The organism is Flavicella sp. IMCC45537 (assembly GCF_057197705.1).
Map to the genome: position 1 here is coordinate 3541476 of NZ_CM170067.1, position 15121 is coordinate 3556596.

Annotated in this window: 16 protein-coding genes and 2 tRNA genes; 4 read left to right on the forward strand and 14 right to left on the reverse strand. The window is 31.0% G+C overall.

From position 1 onward, the window contains the following. Positions 1 to 26: 26 nt before the first annotated feature. Complete coding sequence (locus AC2DGP_RS14440) at positions 27 to 1418, reverse strand: dipeptidase (protein ID WP_484490769.1); 1392 nt, start codon at positions 1416 to 1418, stop codon at positions 27 to 29. 95 nt (positions 1419 to 1513) lie between these two features. On the opposite strand from AC2DGP_RS14440, the gene AC2DGP_RS14445 reads away from it, so the two are divergent. Next, positions 1514 to 1595: transfer RNA gene (locus AC2DGP_RS14445), tRNA-Leu, on the forward strand. An 89-nt stretch (positions 1596 to 1684) separates the two neighbouring features. On the opposite strand, the gene AC2DGP_RS14450 is transcribed toward AC2DGP_RS14445, so the two are convergent. The 8 genes from AC2DGP_RS14450 to AC2DGP_RS14485 all read right to left on the reverse strand — a co-directional run bounded on the left by AC2DGP_RS14450 (position 1685) and on the right by AC2DGP_RS14485 (position 8632). Then, positions 1685 to 2644 (reverse strand): hypothetical protein, encoded by a 960-nt coding sequence (locus tag AC2DGP_RS14450; protein ID WP_484490770.1) that lies wholly within the window; start codon positions 2642 to 2644, stop codon positions 1685 to 1687. Positions 2645 to 2841: 197 nt separating this feature from the next. Further along, positions 2842 to 3426 (reverse strand): hypothetical protein, encoded by a 585-nt coding sequence (locus AC2DGP_RS14455; protein WP_484490771.1) that lies wholly within the window; start codon positions 3424 to 3426, stop codon positions 2842 to 2844. A 65-nt stretch (positions 3427 to 3491) separates the two neighbouring features. Next, the gene (locus AC2DGP_RS14460) at positions 3492 to 4604 is read right to left on the reverse strand and encodes a hypothetical protein (protein ID WP_484490772.1); all 1113 of its coding nucleotides are present in this window, start codon (positions 4602 to 4604) and stop codon (positions 3492 to 3494) included. Between the two features lie 191 nt (positions 4605 to 4795). After that, complete coding sequence (locus AC2DGP_RS14465; protein ID WP_484490773.1) at positions 4796 to 5185, reverse strand: hypothetical protein; 390 nt, start codon at positions 5183 to 5185, stop codon at positions 4796 to 4798. Positions 5186 to 5189: 4 nt separating this feature from the next. Then, complete coding sequence (locus tag AC2DGP_RS14470) at positions 5190 to 5471, reverse strand: helix-turn-helix domain-containing protein (RefSeq protein WP_484490774.1); 282 nt, start codon at positions 5469 to 5471, stop codon at positions 5190 to 5192. 104 nt (positions 5472 to 5575) lie between these two features. After that, positions 5576 to 6721, reverse strand: a complete 1146-nt coding sequence (locus tag AC2DGP_RS14475) for a hypothetical protein (protein WP_484490775.1) — start codon at positions 6719 to 6721, stop codon at positions 5576 to 5578. Positions 6722 to 6767: 46 nt separating this feature from the next. Further along, on the reverse strand, positions 6768 to 8084 hold the full coding sequence (locus AC2DGP_RS14480) for a tyrosine-type recombinase/integrase (RefSeq protein ID WP_484490776.1): 1317 nt from the start codon (positions 8082 to 8084) through the stop codon (positions 6768 to 6770). 474 nt (positions 8085 to 8558) lie between these two features. Next, positions 8559 to 8632, reverse strand: a tRNA-Met gene (locus AC2DGP_RS14485). A gap of 127 nt (positions 8633 to 8759) precedes the next feature. Between AC2DGP_RS14485 and AC2DGP_RS14490 the strand changes: the two genes are divergently transcribed. Next, positions 8760 to 9140, forward strand: coding sequence for an START-like domain-containing protein (locus tag AC2DGP_RS14490; protein WP_484490777.1), 381 nt, complete (start codon positions 8760 to 8762; stop codon positions 9138 to 9140). Positions 9141 to 9224: 84 nt separating this feature from the next. Beyond that, positions 9225 to 10052, forward strand: a complete 828-nt coding sequence (locus tag AC2DGP_RS14495) for an aminotransferase class IV (protein ID WP_484490778.1) — start codon at positions 9225 to 9227, stop codon at positions 10050 to 10052. Here AC2DGP_RS14495 and AC2DGP_RS14500 read toward each other — a convergent pair. From AC2DGP_RS14500 to AC2DGP_RS14520, 5 genes are all read right to left on the reverse strand, one after another. Then, positions 10049 to 10606 (reverse strand): YqgE/AlgH family protein, encoded by a 558-nt coding sequence (locus tag AC2DGP_RS14500; protein WP_484490779.1) that lies wholly within the window; start codon positions 10604 to 10606, stop codon positions 10049 to 10051. The genes AC2DGP_RS14495 and AC2DGP_RS14500 overlap by 4 nt on opposite strands. 97 nt (positions 10607 to 10703) lie before the next feature. Continuing rightward, on the reverse strand, positions 10704 to 10976 hold the full coding sequence (locus tag AC2DGP_RS14505) for an HU family DNA-binding protein (RefSeq protein WP_300326038.1): 273 nt from the start codon (positions 10974 to 10976) through the stop codon (positions 10704 to 10706). A gap of 181 nt (positions 10977 to 11157) precedes the next feature. Next, the gene (gene fmt / locus AC2DGP_RS14510; RefSeq protein WP_484490780.1) at positions 11158 to 12102 is read right to left on the reverse strand and encodes a methionyl-tRNA formyltransferase; all 945 of its coding nucleotides are present in this window, start codon (positions 12100 to 12102) and stop codon (positions 11158 to 11160) included. A 76-nt stretch (positions 12103 to 12178) separates the two neighbouring features. After that, a complete protein-coding gene (locus AC2DGP_RS14515) occupies positions 12179 to 14083 on the reverse strand; it encodes a RecQ family ATP-dependent DNA helicase (protein WP_484492505.1) in 1905 nt (634 codons plus the stop codon). A 38-nt stretch (positions 14084 to 14121) separates the two neighbouring features. Continuing rightward, positions 14122 to 14655, reverse strand: coding sequence for an AAA family ATPase (locus AC2DGP_RS14520; RefSeq protein ID WP_484490781.1), 534 nt, complete (start codon positions 14653 to 14655; stop codon positions 14122 to 14124). A 167-nt stretch (positions 14656 to 14822) separates the two neighbouring features. Here AC2DGP_RS14520 and AC2DGP_RS14525 point away from each other — a divergent pair, with 167 nt between their 5' ends. Then, a complete protein-coding gene (locus tag AC2DGP_RS14525) occupies positions 14823 to 15104 on the forward strand; it encodes a DUF493 family protein (protein WP_484490782.1) in 282 nt (93 codons plus the stop codon). Positions 15105 to 15121 lie beyond the last annotated feature (17 nt).

Here is a 15121-nt window from a genome sequence, read left to right on the forward strand (position 1 = left end):
TACTTATTATAGAATGAAGTGGTTTTTTATTTTGCAGAAAGTTCTGTAAAGTATTTATAGAATAAAGGGATGGTTTCTATCCCTTTTAGAAAGTTGAATACTCCAAAATGTTCGTTGGGAGAATGTATAGCATCACTGTCAAGCCCAAATCCCATAAGGATAGATTTACTGTTTAGTTCCTTTTCAAACAAAGCTACAATTGGTATACTACCTCCAGATCTTTGTGGTATTGGTTCTGTGTTAAATGTGTCTTGATAAGCTTTTTTAGCTGCTAGGTATCCGATGGAATCAATTGGTGTTACGTATGGGTGGCCTCCGTGATGAGGGATCACTTTTACCCGAACAGATTTTGGAGCTAAGCTTTTGAAGTAAGTGGTGAATGATTTAGAGATTTGTTCGTGATTTTGACCAGGAACAAGACGCATTGATATTTTTGCATGAGCTTGTGATGGAATTACTGTTTTGGCACCTTCTCCGATATATCCACCCCAAATTCCATTCACGTCTAGAGTAGGACGAATGGAATTTCTTTCGTTCGTAGAGTATCCTGTTTCACCATGTATATCATTTATGTCAAGAGCGTCTTTATAGTGCTCCAAAGAAAAAGGTGCTTTGGCCATTTCAGTTCTTTCCTCTTTAGAAAGCTCTTCTACATTATTGTAGAAACCAGGAATTGTAATTCGGTTATCTTTATCCTGCAGTTTAGCAATCATTTGTGTTAATATGTTGATTGGGTTTGCTACCGCACCTCCGTATAAACCAGAGTGTAAATCTCTATTGGGTCCAGTTATTGAAACTTCCACATAAGAAAGTCCACGTAATCCAGTGGTGATGGATGGTTGTGTATTCGAGATCATTCCTGTATCAGAAATTAGGATAATATCATTTTCTAATTTTGTTGCATGTTCTTTTACAAACCATTCTAAGCTCGGTGATCCTATTTCTTCCTCTCCTTCGATCATGAACTTTACATTACAAGGTAGTTCTTCATGTTGAATCATGTATTCAAATGCTTTGATATGCATAAACATTTGTCCCTTGTCGTCACATGCACCTCTTGCGAAAATAGCACCCTCAGGATGGATTTCTGTTTTTTTTATCACAGGGTCAAATGGGGGGGAGTTCCATAGCTCTATCGGATCGGCAGGCTGTACGTCGTAATGACCATAAACAAGGATAGTTGGGAGTTCAGGATTTATAATTTTTTCAGCATAAACAACGGGATAACCAGGTGTGTCACATATTTCAACATTGTCACAACCCACTTGCTCAAGTTGACTCTTTACAAGGGTTGCAGTGTCCAAAACATCTTGATTGTATGCAGCGTCTGCGCTAATAGAAGGAAGTTTTAAAAGATCAAATAATTCTGATATAAATCTATCTTTTTGGTTATCAATGTATTGTTTTCTGTTTTTCATAGGCTAAAAAAAAATGTTTCTCAAAAATAAGAAAAAAGGAGAGAACTGCTTTGAAGTTTACTAGTATTGTGTATATTTGCAATCGCAATTATGCTGCAGGCGTGGTGGAATTGGTAGACACGCTAGACTTAGGATCTAGTGCCGCGAGGTGTGAGAGTTCGAGTCTCTCCGCCTGTACAACGTAAAACCTCAACTCTTTAAATTTAAAGATGTTGAGGTTTTTTTATGCTTTGGTTTGTACGATTTCTGTACGATTACAAGTGGTTTTAGTGTTTTTTCTTTATCAAAGTTTGGATTTCCTTGTTGTTGTCCTTAATGTTTTCATGGAAACTTTCATAGGATGAGGTTATAGCGTCAATGATCTTTATGAAATTTTCTATTTGTATTGCGTAATAGTTAGATGTGTCTATTATTTTTTTTTCTATTTCAAATAGATTAGCGGTTTGTCTGTTTGGCTTTAATGTCTTTAATGGGGTTAGCAGTTTTTTGTAAATTAAATCAAATTCCCTTTTATCGAAATCTTCATTGTTTATTTCTGTTCTTGCTGAAGTTAAAACTGAAAGATTATTATCTAAGGAAACAAGAGTTTTTTCCTTTTGTTTTATGTCAAGGTATTCTTCAAATAGTATTGCTAGGTTTTGATGTCCAGCCGTTATTTTTCTTTCGTATTCGTAAATTTCCTTCTTAGCGAATAAGAAATATTCTTCTGCTTTTATTATAGTATCATTTATGTTTAATAGGTGATTTTTAATTTTAATATATTCTATTTCAATTAAACTTATTTTTAATATTTCATCAATGTGACTATTTATAGAGAAGCCAACAGGTAAAATTGGAGGTGTTCCTTTTTTTATACTTGTATTTTCGATGAAGTCTGAGAATTTAGAAGATAGAGACTCTATTTTAGTGTCGCAAAGGTGCTTTACAAGTGCCAAAAACGTCTTCTTTTTGTTTTCTGTTTCTATCGATTTGGTATTGTTGTGGTAAAGTCTATTGAAAAAATAACCTAAGGCAAAAATTATAACTGATGTAACAGTTGGTATCCATATTTGTATAGACGAGATAGTGTCATTGTTTCTTAAGTATTCTTCATTTTTTTTGAAATAATAGTTTAATTCAGATTTAATATCTAATAGACTTGCGTTTAGTTCTTTTAGTTCTGTTGAGTGAATGTAAATAGTATCTGTACCTTTGGATTCAATGATTTTTTCTTTGTTGCCTTTCATAGCCTTTTTTTTAGCAATATTAAATAGAAGTTCTCGGTAAAAGAAATAAAGTAGTTTAAAATAAAAGTAATTACAATATTTTTACTTTATTGATTTAAATAAAAAGAGGTACAACTTTACGTCATACCTCTCTTTTGCTATAGATTTAAAACTACTATTCCAGTAGTTAATTGAAGTTACTTAAATAAAATTAATATTCAAAGCATTTTATTTTTAAATTGTTGAAACGGAATGAATTCTGCTTGTTCAATCAGTTTTTTTAGTTGTAAATATCTTTTTGTTGGCTTTCCTTTATAGTTTTTTCTGAAGTGTTTTTTGTTAAGTTCTTCGTAGTAAAGGTCAATGTTAAAGTGTTCTTTAAATTGCTTGTATAATGTTCTGTATTGTTTACTCTGAATTTGACTTTCATACATATGGTTTTTAAAGGCTTCACGATGTAAAAAGTATCTACCTACTAAATACAGTTTTCTGCAGGGTTTGTTTGTTGTGGGGCATAAGAAATACCAAATAGAACCCTTTCCAAGATTTGACTTCATTTGTATTAGTTTAATTTTATAGTCTGTTTGTTCTCCGTTTGCTACGTAGTTTAGTTCTAAGAAAGGTTCTTTACTTTTTGTATTAACAGTTATTGAAATTTTACCAGTTTCTTGTTCGTTTCTACTCCATTTAATTGTGCCGTTTATAATCTGATTTCCTTCAAGGTATTTCCATTCTTTAAGTTTAGTAATGCTGATTTGTTTTGCATCATCTAGTAGTATTGGGAATGTATAAGGTTTTGCCATTTCTTACTTTGTTATGTGTTTAATTATTTACGATTGTAACCTAGATAGTTAGGGAACATTAATATTTAATCTTTTAGTTTTTTTATGTCGTATGAAGGAATCATTCCTATTTCTTCTATAAAAACAGTGTTCATAATCTCAATAGCTTGGACTTGGTCTTCAATTTTGATAATAATGGAATCGTGAATCGTAAAAGGAACAATTCCATTATAAACAAGTTTCTTTGCTATGCAGTCTATAAACAAGTAACTCTCAAGTTTCTGTAAATAAATGGGTAGTATATTATGGGCTTTAACTTTTAACGCTTTTGTTACTTCGTAAACAAAGGGAAAAACACTTGAAAATAGTTTTTTGTCATCTTCATAAGGCACAAATTTTTTATACTTACTAAAGCATTCATTTTGAGAAAAAAGAACTTTAAACATCACATTCTTTACTTCTTTTCTTGTTGTAGCACCTGAATAGAGCTTAACAAAATCATCATACAACATACCTTTTATAACAGTATTATAAAACGTTCTAAATTTCACCAAATCATTGCTTTCTAAGTTTTGGTGAGATAATAAAACTTGCTTAATCCTTTTAATACCAAAGGCTTTGATTAGGTTCTCTTTATCTAAATAACAACATAAGGTATCCTTATTGTTTATTATACTATCTATTAATATACCTAATAAAAAAGGCTGTGAGTTCTTTAAGTCAATACTAACATAATCACCTTTGATAAACTTTTTTAAATCACTTTTTAAATTAGTCAGATTTGTATCAAGTCTCTTATTGGTTTTGTTTCTTTTGAAGTATCTAAACCTCTTATCTTCTATTTGATTTAAAGCGGTTAAATAATTTAATTTCTGTTTGTCATTTGCATTGATTTCAACCCATTCAATTGCTCTTTGATAGTCAATATCCACTTTCATTAATTCATCGTACATTGCCCTTAAATGAGGTTCTAATCTGTTAACGTGCGACCTCTTATTGCTACATTTCTTTAATAGTGTTTTGCTTAATTTGGACTCTTTGGTTAGCTCTATCTGTTGTATGTTTTTTATGAATACTGGATTTATCTTATAGCCTAAAGATTTGACTCCTATTTTATAATCATTATCGCATATTATAAACTCACCATTTTTTAATATTTTAATGTATCTAGTTATATTACTAACAGTTACACTTTTCAAAAACTCACTATTTAAAGAAAAGTATTCGTTCTTTTTGTCTTGTATTTGCTTTGTAGTCAAATAATGAATGACATAATAGAAATAAGTTATTTCAAATTTAAAATTAGGAGGACACTTACTTAAATAATTATGTAATTCTTTAACTAACAGATCGGGCAAATACAAGATTATTGGCTTGTAGACCCTCATCGCTAAAAGAGTTTTAATTGGTTAGAATTAGTAAGTTTTTCGAACTCGTCAGGGTTTGTGCTTAATAACTTTGCAGGATATTTTGTGTATGGACAAACCTCGTTATTGATGGATTCTTTTAAAAGACCGTTTAATTCGTAATTTCTTTTAAATCTACAAGCATTATCAATATTAATGTTCAATGATTTACAAAGGGCTTTTTTTGTTGTTGTGATGTGTCTTAAGGCAATATAAAACAAGTGTTCTTCTGAGTATTTCTTTTTTAGTTCTTTAAGAGATAGTCGTGTTCCTAGTTCAACTTGACTTTGAATGTATTGTAAGTTTAAAAACTTATCTTTACCTATTCCGTTTGCGTTCGGTGTTATAGGGTTATGTTTGTTGTTTGCATTCATAACCTTATTTTTTTAAAGGTTTCAAAGATTGCAACAACTCTGCTTTTTTGTAGTATCTGCGGTTACCTATTCCGTAAGCTATCACTTTGCCTTTGTTAGTCCAGTGCCAAAGAGTAGAGCTGTCTATTTGTAGATATTTGCACGTTTCTTCACGTGTTAACAAAGCATCAGATTCGTGTGTGTTAAATGCTTTTTTAAAGTCTTCTATTTGACTTTTTCTGTCGTCTTTGATTAGCTTTGCTAAATCATCAAGAGTTACATTTTGTAATAAAATTGAATTTTGCATTATTGCAGTATTTATGATTAATAATACCGCAAGATTGCCCTGTTGTTATGTTCTTAAAGAATAGGTATTGTATCTTTTTGGACACGCTTTGTGTTATCTATTGATTAGCCTGTTATGTGGTTGTATAGTGCTAATCTTTTTTCGTTCGCAGATGAATTGATATCTGTAAATCTGACTTTTTCAAATGAATCTTGATAGAATTCACTCATCCAATCTTGCATATTTTTATTTCCAACATTTTCATGAATTAATTTATTATACTTCATTATCTGAAACATGAAATCGATATCTGTTCTACTCGTAGTGGTGATTTTGAATTCTTGAAACATACTTTTCCAAATCTCAAAGGAATTATTTACAAAAACATTATTATAAAGTTCTTTTTTTGTTTCATTTTTGACCTTATCTGTTGTTTGAACGTCCTCAGGTCTATTTTCTTCAGGTTTTGTTAAATGATTAAGTTTATCATCCAAAAAGGCGGAATATCTCTTGCAGTATTTTAGAAGTTTTTGTTTGCTCTTGAAGGTATGATGTTTGTTTTTTTGTATGAAATCTTCTAAGCCATCAATTAAAACAGTTAGTTTTTTATATTCCAAAGAGATGAATTCTTTTTTTATCCAAATATCATTTATAAATAATTTTGTGTTTTGTTTTTCTTCTTTTAGATATTCTTCTAAAGCTAAATCATAGTACTCAGGTATTAAATCAGGGCAATTCATAGGGAATTTTAATTTGCCTTCGGTTAAATATATTTTTTCATAAAACTCTCTATCTGTGTAAAGTTTATTTTCTAGTCCTGAATAATAAAAATTTCCTTCATCACATTGTAGTGTGTAGTCTGTTTTTTCGTCTAGATGAACAAATATTTGTTTAATAGTGTTTTCGATAAATTCAATATCTGAATAGCTTAAGTGTCCTCTGAATTGCTGGTTTGTGATTAAATATAACGGTATTTGGAAATTGTTTGGTTTCAGAGAATCAATCTCTTTTTGGGTGTCAGAGATGTCTATGTTTTTTGATTCTTGGTCTGACAATATCAAGTAGAGTTCTTTTTTTCTACTGTAATATAAATTTAGAATTTGGTCTTTTATTTTTTTTACTACAGTATTGCAATTATCATAGAATTCCACCACGCTAACAAAATTATCTCTTTTCTCCGTTTGTTGATGTCTAATTAAGTGAACCTTTAATGTGTCAGGGTTTTTTATGAAACCTGATAGAATAATATTTAAATAGTTGGTTTTATTCATAGCGTTATTTTTTTAAAATTGGAGGTATGGGGTTGAAAGTTGTTTTTTAGTTGAAGTATTTGCCTATTTCTAAAGCTAAATCTTTATTGCTTTTGCCGATGTAATTCAGGAACATTACTTCGGTACTATGTCCTGTTATGTTTATTAATAAAGAGGTTGGTATTGTTGTGTAGAAATTTGTAGCAAAAGAGCGTCTGCCAATATGTGAGGTTACTAGTTCGTGTTTTTTATAAGTACCTGATTGTTTTCTGAAAACCTTACTTCCTTTTTTAGTTTCAATCATTTTACTTCCTTTGGTTGGTTGGTTTATTTCTGCTAGTTCGCAAACTGTTTTTATGAAGTTATTATATTTTTGGTCTGAAATTTTATAAGGAAACTCTCCGTTTCTTTTATTGAGTATTTCAATTACTTTAGGATGTAGAGGAACTGTCATATTTTTACCTGTTTTTACTTGTGTGAACTCAATTAGGTGTTTTTCATTTTCAATCCTAATTTGCTCCTTTCTAAACCTCATAAAATCAGATATTCTTTGCCCTGTATAACAACTAATAATTAGCCAGTCTTTTGCGTTATCTAAACTATCCGTTAGTTTTTCTTTAGTGATGTTCTCAATTTTAGTTAAATCTTCAAAGGTTAAGTAAATTTTATCTACTTTTTGTCTATCTACTTTTAAACTGTCCAATTGGTGGTGTGTTTCAATTCCTAAAAATTTAGCATGTTTACAAAAGGTTTTAATAAAAACAAACGCTCGTTGTATTGTGTTTTGAGCGTATAATTCATCTTTACAATAATTAACAAATTCATTTTTGAAATTATCGTTAATGTTTTTTATAAAGATGGTTGATTTTCTGTAGGCTTCAAAACGTATTAAGAGTTGTTTTATTACTTTTATTTTTTTTAACGTACTCTGAGTTGTTTCATTTTTACGGTAGTTAATATAAAAATCAATATAGTTTACTAAATCGTTAGGTGCTTTTTTGTTTTGTTGCGGAGGGGTGTAATAGTTGTCGATTTGTATTTGTAGCCACTCCTTATTTATTGAATTAATATTAGAAGAGTTGAAGGCTTTTAAAATATGGTTTTCAATCTTATTAAGTTCGGTGTTGATTTCAGCTTGTTTGTTTATGATGTCAATATCTTTTGATTTCTTTTTGTGTTGCTTAGTCCAATATGTTTTTGAGATTCTTAATAATTCTTTTTTTGTTTTAACGGCTAATACAAAATCGGTGTATGGTACTTCAATTCTTTCTCTTGTCTTTTTGTCTAATACCTTTGAAGGTATACTTGAGTTTCTATAAAGAAAACGTAATACTAGATTTTCTTGTTCTTTTGTGGATCGATATAGGAAGTTTACAGAAGCCATGATAAAAATGTTTACTGTACAAATATAGTATTTGTGTACGGTTTTTGTACGGCTAAATAAAAACTAATTCAAACCGAATCGAAATACATCAAAAATGAATATATTTGATTCTGTTGTTTTTATTGGCTTTTTTATTGTTTTGTGAATAAAAACAGTGGCGCTAAGGATTAGTGAATTTTTATTTTATGTACTCTCTCCGCCTGTACAAATAAAAAGCTTCTCTGTTTAGAGAGGCTTTTTTGTTTTAAGAAGGTTTTACTTTTCGAATTGAAATCTGTTATATAAGTTGTTTTTCTATTTTTAAGAGTAAGTTTCTTTCATTGAAATGATTCTAGAGTTTACTCTTTTTGACATTCCAATACTGTTTTTTTGTGTTGGGTAAAAAACTAAATAGTTGATTGTAAGCAATCTGTTTTAGAAGATGATTTTTTTGTAAATAAAAAAAACTCTCAAGAAATCTTGAGAGTTTTTTAGTAGCGTGAAGCAGAATTGAACTGCTGACCTCCGGGTTATGAATCCGACGCTCTAACCATCTGAGCTACCACGCCTTTTGCGGGTGCAAATATAGAATAAATTTGAGTTATTGCAAGGAAAAAATAAAAAAAATATCACCTTTTAAAATTATTTTTTTTTATTGAAAAAATAGCATACATTGTGGACATAAGATGTATAAATATGAGTAAGATTAAATTTGAATTAGAATTTCCAATTCATGCTTCGCCAACAATGTTGTATCAATATTTCTCTTCGCCTTCGGCGCTGGGAGAGTGGTTTGCTGATAATGTAAATTCAAGAGGTCCGATGTATACTTTTATATGGGATGGAGCTGAAGAGCAAGCAAAGCGTTTAGTTGATAAAACGGATGAAAGAACCAGGTATAAGTGGGTTGAAGATGAAGATCCAGATTCTTATTTTGAGTTTAAAATTCAGATTGATGCTATTACTAAGGATGTTTCTTTGATTGTTACTGATTTTGCGGAAGAAGATGAAATGGAAGAAGCTAAATTACTTTGGGAAAATCAAATAGGAGATCTAAAGTCAACAATTGGTGCATAGAGCTTGTTAGAAAAAATATTAACGCCTTGAACTTCTGTTCAAGGCGTTTTTTTTGTTTAAATTTGTCGCTCTAAAAAAAAGAAAATGGTTAATTATAACGGTGCACTTATTGAGAAAGAAACTTTTCATCTTTCTAAAAATAATAGAGGGTTTGCCTATGGAGATTCTTTATTTGAAACAATTAGAATTGAGGAAGGGGAGATATGTTTTTTAGAAGATCATTATTTTAGATTGATGGCTTCGATGCGTATGATACGTATGGAAATTCCTATGAAGTTGACCCTAGATTATTTAGAAAAACAAATCCAGAATCTTGTGAAACTAGTGGGAGAGGATGTTGTAACTAAAGTAAAATGCACTGTTTATAGAAAAGAAGGTGGATTATATACGCCCCAAACGAATGAAATTGAATTTCTTATTGAAGCGTTTGATACGGTTGCAGAGGTTAAAACTTCCTATGAGATAGATTTATATAAAGACCATTATTTAAACTCAGGATTGTTATCTACTTTAAAGTCTTCTAACAGATTATTGAATGTTGTAGCTAGTATTTATGCCAAAGAGAACGATTTAGATGCTTGTGTTTTGATTAATGAAGATAAAAAGCTTGTTGAAACAACAAATGCCAATATCTTTTTAATAAAAGACGGTGTGATCAGAACACCAAAATTATTAGACGGATGTATCAAAGGTGTTGCTAGAAAGAAAATTATTGAGATTATTGAAAAAGATGAGACCTTTGAGCTAAAAGAAGAGTCTATTTCGCCTTTTGATTTACAAAAAGCGGATGAGGTTTTTGTTTCGAATGCCATTGTAGGTGTTCAGTCAGTAACTAAATATAGAAAGAAGAATTTTGAAACTTCAGTGGGGAGTAGAATAGCAAAAGCTTTTAAAGCTTTGCCTAAAACTTAATTTAGTTTTGGGTCTGATGGTGCGTTTGCCCAAAGCGTGTATTTGCCACCGATTTCAAGAAGATGATTTTTCCAAAACGAATTGTTTTTTTCTTTTAAAATATTAGGATAACTGTTTTCTATGCAAAACCAAGAGTTGGTGTCCATTTCATCTAGTAGTTGATTGGATGACCATCCCGAGTAGCCAAGGAAAAAACGTATGCTACTGTTGTCAATCTTTTTGTTATTAAGTAAATCTACTAAAGAATTAAAATTACCGCCCCAGTAAATGCCATTACCAACCTCTATGCTGTTAGGGATGTGTTCTGGTATTTGATGTATAAAATAGAGGTTGTCTTGTTCAACTGGCCCACCTTGATAAACGATAAAATCACAATCAATATCTGGTATTAAATCACGTAGGGTATAGGATAGTGGTTTATTAAGGATAAAACCAATTGAGCTATCTTGAGAATGTTCCGTAAGTAGTACTACAGATCGATTGAAAGAACTATCATTTAAAATAGATGGTTCTGCAACTAAAAGTCTCCCTTTATGAGGTGCTAATGAGTCCATTTATGTTTGGGTTTAGATATGAAGATAGTGAAAATATGGAACAAAAAAAACTTCCTTAGAAAACCAAGGAAGTTTTTGATAAGATATTTTCTTATAATTAGTTTACTGAGTCGCTTAATCCAGCTCCTGCTTTAAACTTAACGATGTTTTTAGCAGCGATTTGAATAGTAGCTCCAGTTTGAGGATTTCTACCTTCTCTAGCTTCTCTTTTAGATACTGACCAAGTTCCCCATCCAACTAAAGCAACTTTACCTCCACCTTTTAAAGTTTTAGTTACGTTATCAGTTAAAGATTCTAATGCAGCTTTAGCAGCAGCTTTTGAGATTCCTGCGTCAGCAGCCATTTCACTAATTAATTCTGATTTGTTCATAATTATAGTTTTAAAAATTAAAAATTGGTTTTATATTTTTTGTTTTGTCTTAACAAATATAGCAGGAATAAGGGTTCGTGCAAGTGTTGGACATAAAAACACCCTACTTTGTTAATAAAAGAGGGGTAATTGTTAATAACACCTGTCTTTTTTACACTATTTCTTCAGTTTTTTATCAGTCCTACTGTGCTTTGGCTCCTTTTTCAAAGGTATAACCGTTAAGTAAACTAGCTGAATCCATGCGCTTTTTCCCTGATAATTGCAGGCCTAAGACTTTTAGATAGCCATCTCTAGTCGCTATTTTTAGGGATTTTTTATCGGTTATTATGGATCCTATTTCTTCGTTGTGTTGTTCAAATTCTTTCTCTACATCATAAATTTTCAATTTTGATTCCTTTGAGTCGTTTATGAAGTTTGTCCAAGCAGCAGGGTAAGGGTTCAATCCTCGAATAAGATTGTAAATCTCGTTTAAAGGTTTTGTCCAGTCTATCTTACAAGTGTCAGTATGGATTTTATAGGCAGCTTTTGTGATTTTTTCTGGTTGAACCGTTGTTGTTGCTTTGCCTGATTCGATTAGTTTTAAAGTATCTATCACAAGATCACTTCCAAGATGCATTAATTTATCATGTAATATCCCTACCGTTTCATCTTCGGCTATGTCTGTTTCTTTTTGAAGGATGATTGCACCCGTGTCAATTTTATCGTCTAGGAAAAAAGTGGAAACTCCAGTTTTTGTTTCACCATTGATAATTGCCCAGTTGATGGGTGCTGCTCCTCTGTAGTCAGGTAATAAAGAGGCGTGCAAATTAAAAGTTCCTAGTTTAGGCATGTTCCAAACAGCTTCGGGCAGCATTCTAAAGGCAACAATAATTTGCAAGTCTGCATTAAGGTCTTTTAATTCCTCTAAAAATAAAGGGTCTTTTAAATTTGTTGGTTGTAGAACTGGTAAATCATTCAGTAAGGCAAACTTCTTAACTGCAGATTCATTTAGTTTTCTTCCTCTTCCTGCGGGTCTGTCTGGAGCGGTAATAACTCCTACTATATTATAGTTTTCTGTAAGTAACTTGTCTAATATGGCCACCGCAAAATCTGGAGTACCCATAAAAACGATTTTTAAATCTTTCATGGTATGAATTATTGGAATGATAATTTCTAATGTTGCAAATATAGAGTTCTAATTGCAAAATTGAAGTTTGATTGACTTATTGTTTGTGAGAGATATCATAATATCCTAAGTCATTTAGTGCAACTAGATTTTGTTCTACTAATTGTTCTAAAGTGTTTAAAATGTCAATTTCTTGATATTGTGTAAGTTTTAAAACGAGTTCTCTAGATGTTGTAGCATTACTCGAATAAAGTAGGGTTAAAATGTGCTGGGCAAGGTTTTTTTCTGTGGTTCTAGTTTTATTCTTTAAACATACATCACAAATGCCGCAGTTTTCTGTTTTAGTTTCTTTAAAGTAGCTGAGGAGTTGCACGCTTCTGCATTTGTTTGTGTTTTCTACAAATGTAGCAATTGCAGAAGCCTTAAAGTCTTTATTATGTTGTAATCTTGATATGGCTTTTGCAATGGTGTTGATTGTTCTATCATCATCTCGAGCAACTAAAAATTTTAAATTTGCAGAATTACTAGCAGGATAATAATTGATGATTCCATCTTTAGCTAGTTTCTCAAAGTGTTTTAAAACCTGTTGTATGGGAAGGTTTAGTTTTTTTGCTAAGTTGTATTCATTCACTTGAACAGTGTTTTCAAAAATCCCGCCAAATGAACGTAGAATTGTGGTGATGAATTTATCAACTGAAGGGTATTGTTGGGTGTAATTTAAAACAGTATCACTAGAGGTTATAAATTTTACACTGGTTTTTTTTTGAAGTCCTTCTGAAAACGAAACTATTTGATGGGTAGCTAGTGTTTTCAAGGCGTTATATGTTTTAGTGTAGGGTAACTTATAACTATTGCAAAATTTATTTATTTCAAAGCTGAATTCTTCTAATGGAAGTTCACCTATGGAAATGGTGTAAAATTGGTTCAATTGAAAATAAATCTTTTTTAAATAATCAATTGTAACTTCTTGTTCTATATGGTTTTTCTTAAATAAATTAACATCGTTTTTTTGAAGTAACATTACGGCAAAAGCTTTTTTACCATCTCTTCCAGCCCTACCTGCTTCTTGTAAATAATTCTCTATACTGTTAGGGATTTTTAGATGAATAACGACACGGATATTTGGTTTGTCGATTCCCATTCCAAAAGCATTGGTTGCAATTATTGTTGGTGTTTTTTCTGTAAACCAGTTGGTATACGCAAGTTGTTTTTCATTGTTGCTAAGTCCCCCATGATAAAAAGTGGTTTTAAAACCTTGAGTGTTTAAAACATCGCTTATTTTTTTAGTCTCTTTTCTTGTATTCGTATAAATGATTGTAGGTGCATTTATTTTTGTGAGGATTTGTTTTATCTTAAAAATTTTATCTTCAACTTCAAATATTTGATAGGCTAAATTTTCTCTCTTAAATGATTTTTGAAAAATTTGTGGCGTGTCAATTTCTAATTGTTTTGACATGTCTTCCAAAACTTTTGGTGTGGCGGAAGCAGTTAAGGCAATAGTATTTGCATCCGGACATAATTCTTTTAGGATTTTTAGTTCTAAGTAGGAAGGTCTAAAATCGTGTCCCCATTCAGATATACAATGCGCTTCGTCTATGGCAACTAAAGAAATATTCAGTTGTTTTATTTTTTCTTGAATAAATGTGGTTTGCAGTTTTTCTGGAGATAGATATAGAAATTTTATATTATTAAACTGGATGTTGTCAAAAAGAATAATCGTGTCGTTTTGCGACATTGGTTTGTTTAACGCAACCGCTTTAATTTTTTTTCTATGTAGACTTTCAACTTGATCTTGCATCAAGGCTAGTAGTGGAGAAATAACTAAACAAACCCCTTTTTGAGCTAAGGCAGGAACTTGATAGCAAATGGATTTTCCGCCTCCAGTAGGGAGTAAGGCAATACAGTTTTTTTTAGCTAAAACGGTAGAGACTATTTCCTCTTGTAAAGGTCTAAAGGAATTAAAACCCCAGTATTTTTTTAATATGTCTTTAGCAGTATTCAGTCCTTGTAATGTATATAATTAAAAATACGAAAGTTTTTTTAATTGATGTTTTTTAATACAAAATCTACTCTGTTTTCGATGCTGTCTAATGGGATTTCTATAGCCTTGTAGCCATAATCTTGATAGCTTTTTAATAATTCTAAATGGATTTTTTTTGCTTCATCAAAGGATTCATAGCGTTCGTTGTCCGTGGTGTGTATTTTTTTCCATGGGGGGCATATAAAAACAAGATCATACGAATGCTTGTTTAAAAAATCATTAAAATTTATTTTGTGTTTGGAGTCTGCAAAATTTAGATATGCAATGATGTCAATGACACCTCTGTCAAAAAAAACAATTTCCGTTTCGTTTTTTTCAGCATTGAAAAATTGTTCAATTCTTTTTTCTAGCAAAATTTCACTAAACATAATAGGAGAATCTAGGAATAAATGTTCAATGCCTTTTTCTCTGGCCTCTAATATAACCTCCCTAGAAATTTCTGGCATGCAATGTTGTCCTTTTGAGATAAGAGCATTGATGATGCTTGATTTTCCTGTACTCGGACCACCAGTAATTATGATTTTTTTCTGCATGTTGCAAACATACTATTTTTACACTTGAAACGTTACTTAACAAAGCTGCAATCTTTGTATTGGAGCGTATTAAAATAAACAAAATCAACATTTCACAAGTCATCGATAATGTGTAATTTTGTGTTCTTTAAAATAAGAGAAGAAATCGTTTAGAAAATACTAGAATAATGAGTAAGCAATCAGAATTTTACGATAAGTTAAAAGAAAGTTTGGATAACGCATCCACTTTTCCGTCAAAATATCTATTTAAGTTTATAGTTCCAACTACTAAAAATCAATTAAAGGAGGTGAAAGATGTATTTGATTTACCAGGAGTAGTGATAAATACCAAAAATTCAAAGACAAACAAATACGTAAGTGTTTCAATTACTAAAGTTGTGAAAAGTTCTGATGAGGTAATTGCTAAATACAAAGAAGTTTCAGGAATTGAAGGTATTATTTCTTTGTGATACTTTTAACACAAAAA